Consider the following 3,119-nt stretch of genomic DNA (forward strand, 5'->3'; position numbering starts at 1 on the left):
GGCCTACCTGGTCCACCGAGCCAAAACGGTGACGACATGACCACCCCGGTCCCCCGCACAGACTCCCGCGATCTTGCACTTGCCGCCCCGGCGAAAGGGGCGATCCCGGCGCCGTCGGGGCAGCAAGTGCAAGATCAACGACGTGGGCCGCTGGGGGGCGGGCGCGGGGTTCTGCGGGTCGGGGCGGCGGTGGCGGTGCCGTTCCGGTGGCGTCCTGTCGTTCTGGCGCTGGTGCTGTTCGTGCTGCTCTGCCTCGCGGTGGTGGTCAGCCTGTCGCTGGGGACGCCGTACGTGGCCCCCGTCGACGTGGTGCGGTCGCTCTCCGGCGCGGGCACCCCGTACGACCTCGTGGTGCGCGACCTGCGACTGCCCCGCGCGGTCCTCGCGGCGGTGGCCGGTGCGGCCTTCGGCGTGGCCGGCACGCTGATCCAGAGCGTGGCCCGCAACCCCCTGGCCAGCCCTGACGTCATCGGCGTCACCCAGGGCGCCGGGCTGGCCGCCACGATCGCGCTGACCAGCGGCGCGGCGGCGGTGCTGGTGGCGCCGGCGGCGCTGCTCGGCGGCCTGGCCGCCGCGGTGGTGGTGTTCGCGCTCGGCGCCCGGCACGGCCTGGCCGCCCAGCGGTTCGTGCTCGCCGGCGTGGCGGTGGCGTTCGCGTTCCGGGCGCTGATCGAGGTCGTCATGCTCACCGCCGACCCGATCGACGGGCTGCGCGCGCAGATCTGGCTCATCGGCACGCTCGCCGGCAAGGGGTGGAGCGAGGCGGCCTGGATCGCCGGCACGCTCGCCGTGCTGCTGCCGGTGCTCCTCTGGGCCGGCTGGGCGCTGCGCAGCAGCACGCTCGACGACGACACCGCGCGGGGGATCGGCCTGCGGCCGGTGGCCCGGCGCATCGGCCTGGCCGGCACCGGCGTGCTGGCCGCCGCGATGGTCACCGCCCAGGTGGGCGCGGTGGACTTCGTGGCGCTCGTCGCCCCGCAGGTGGCCCGCCGGCTGGCCCGGACCGAGCGACCGCCGCTGCTCTGCGCCGCGCTGCTGGGCGCGTTGCTGCTGGTGCTCGCCGACCTGGGCGCCCGGCGGCTGCTGGCGCCCACCCAACTGCCGGCCGGCGTGCTGACCGCGGCGATCGGCGGGCCGTACCTGATCTTCGTGCTGCTGCGCACCCGAGGGAGGCGCTCGTGACCGCGCTGCTGTCCACCCGCGACCTGGTCGTCGGCTACGAGGGCCGGACCGTGCTGGACGGACTGGACCTCGACCTGCCGGCCGACACGTTCACCGTGATCGTCGGCCCGAACGCCTGCGGCAAGTCGACGCTGCTGCGCACCATGGCCCGGCTGCTCACGCCCCGGCGGGGCGCGGTGCTGCTCGACGGCGCGGCGATCCGGGACCTGCCCACCCGGGACGTGGCCCGGCGACTCGGCGTGCTGCCGCAGAGCCCGCTGGTGCCCGAGGGGATCACCGTGGCCGACCTGGTCGGGCGCGGCCGGCAGCCCTACCAGCGCTGGTGGCGGCAGTGGTCGGCCGAGGACGGCCGGGCGGTCGAGGAAGCCATGCGGCTGGCCGACGTCGCCGGGCTGGCCGACCGGGCGGTGGACACGCTCTCCGGCGGCCAGCGCCAGCGGGTGTGGATCGCCATGACGCTGGCCCAGGACACCGACGCGCTGCTACTGGACGAGCCCACCACGTACCTCGACCTGGCCCACCAGGTGGAGGTGCTGGACCTGCTGCACCGGCTGCGCGCCGAGCGGGGCCGGACCGTGGTGGCCGTGCTGCACGACCTCAACCAGGCGGCCCGGTACGCCGGTCACCTGATCGCCATGCGCGACGGCGCGGTGGTCGCCGCCGGCGAGCCGCGCGAGATCCTCACCGCCGACCTGGTCCGCGACGTGTTCGGGCTGGACTGCGTGGTCGTGCCCTGCCCGGTCAGCGGCGCCCCGCTCGTGGTGCCGGCCCTCACCCAGACCTCGGCCGTTCCGGCCGCCACGCCGGCCACGGCCGGCGTCCCCGTCGGCGACGCCTGAGCGCGCCGACCCGCACCACCGAAAGGAACACCATGCGTCGTCTCGCCGTCGCACTCACCGCCGCGCTCGCCCTCGGCGTCGGTCTCACCGCCTGCGGGGAGAGCGATCCCGTCGGCGGCGCCGGCACCGGGGAGACCCGGGAGATCACCCACGCCATGGGCACCACGAAGGTGCCGGCCGAGCCGAAGCGCGTGGTCGTGCTCGACACCGACAAGATCGACACCGCGCTGTCGCTCGGCGTCACCCCGGTCGGCGCGGCCACCGCCGGTGAGGCGAAGAGCTGGCCCACCTACTTCGGCGCGGACAAGCTCGCCGGCATCACCGAGGTCGGCGTGCTCACCGAGCCGGACCTGGAGGCGATCAACGCGCTCAACCCGGACCTCATCCTGGGCAGCAAGTTCCGCCAGGAGAAGTTCTACGACGAGCTGTCCAAGATCGCCCCGACCGTCTTCACCGAGAAGGTCGGCATCACCTGGAAGGAGAACTTCCTCCTCGACGGCGCGGCGCTGGGCAAGGAGCAGCAGGCCAAGGACCTGCTGGCCGAGTACGAGAAGCGGGCGAAGGACTTCGGCGCGAAGCTCGGCGACGCCGCGTCCCGCAAGGTCTCCATCGTGCGCTTCATGCCGACCGAGATCCGCCTGTACGGGCCGGACTCCTTCTCCGGCATCGTCGTCGGCGACACCGGCCTGGGCCGCCCCGAGCGGCAGATGCTCGCCGGCAAGGAGGACAAGCGGATGGACCGGGTCAGCCCGGAGCGCATCGCCGAGGCCGACGGCGACGTGGTGTTCGTGACCGCGTACGGCGAGAAGGCCGCCGCCGAGCAGGCCAAGGTCACCGGCGGCACGCTGTGGAAGGGCCTGTCCGCGGTCAAGGCCGGCAAGGCGCACGTGGTCTCCGACGAGATCTGGATGACCGGCATCGGCGTGGGCGCCGCCAACAAGATCCTGGACGACCTGGAGAAGTACCTGGCCGCCTGAGCCCCGATCACCAGCGCCCGTCCAGCCTCACCGGGCCGGACGGGCGCTGGCGTGTTCAGACGGCCAGCTGCCAGAGCAGGAACGCGTTGAGCGCCACCACGAACGCCGTGATCGCCACCGC

3 protein-coding genes are annotated in these 3,119 nt (G+C 74.2%); all 3 read left to right on the plus strand.

The features are described from left to right. The first annotated feature begins 189 nt into the window (after positions 1-189). The 3 genes from KBX39_RS27395 to KBX39_RS27405 are packed head-to-tail and all read left to right on the plus strand — an operon-like array spanning position 190 to position 2,998. A complete protein-coding gene (locus tag KBX39_RS27395; RefSeq protein WP_233514692.1) occupies positions 190-1,182 on the plus strand; it encodes an iron chelate uptake ABC transporter family permease subunit in 993 nt (330 codons plus the stop codon). Further along, positions 1,179-2,021 (plus strand): ABC transporter ATP-binding protein, encoded by an 843-nt coding sequence (locus KBX39_RS27400; RefSeq protein WP_069089928.1) that lies wholly within the window; start codon positions 1,179-1,181, stop codon positions 2,019-2,021. The genes KBX39_RS27395 and KBX39_RS27400 overlap by 4 nt, the downstream gene beginning before the upstream one ends. A gap of 32 nt (positions 2,022-2,053) precedes the next feature. Beyond that, a complete protein-coding gene (locus KBX39_RS27405; protein ID WP_043325074.1) occupies positions 2,054-2,998 on the plus strand; it encodes an ABC transporter substrate-binding protein in 945 nt (314 codons plus the stop codon). Positions 2,999-3,119: the final 121 nt, after the last annotated feature.

The organism is Micromonospora sp. D75 (genome assembly GCF_018070405.1).
Lineage (GTDB): Bacteria > Actinomycetota > Actinomycetes > Mycobacteriales > Micromonosporaceae > Micromonospora > Micromonospora chalcea.

Bases quoted from the DNA above. Each gene is read 5' to 3' on its own strand.
- KBX39_RS27405 (WP_043325074.1), top strand. From the start codon at position 2,054: ATGCGTCGTCTCGCCGTCGCACTCACCGCCGCGCTCGCCCTCGGCGTC.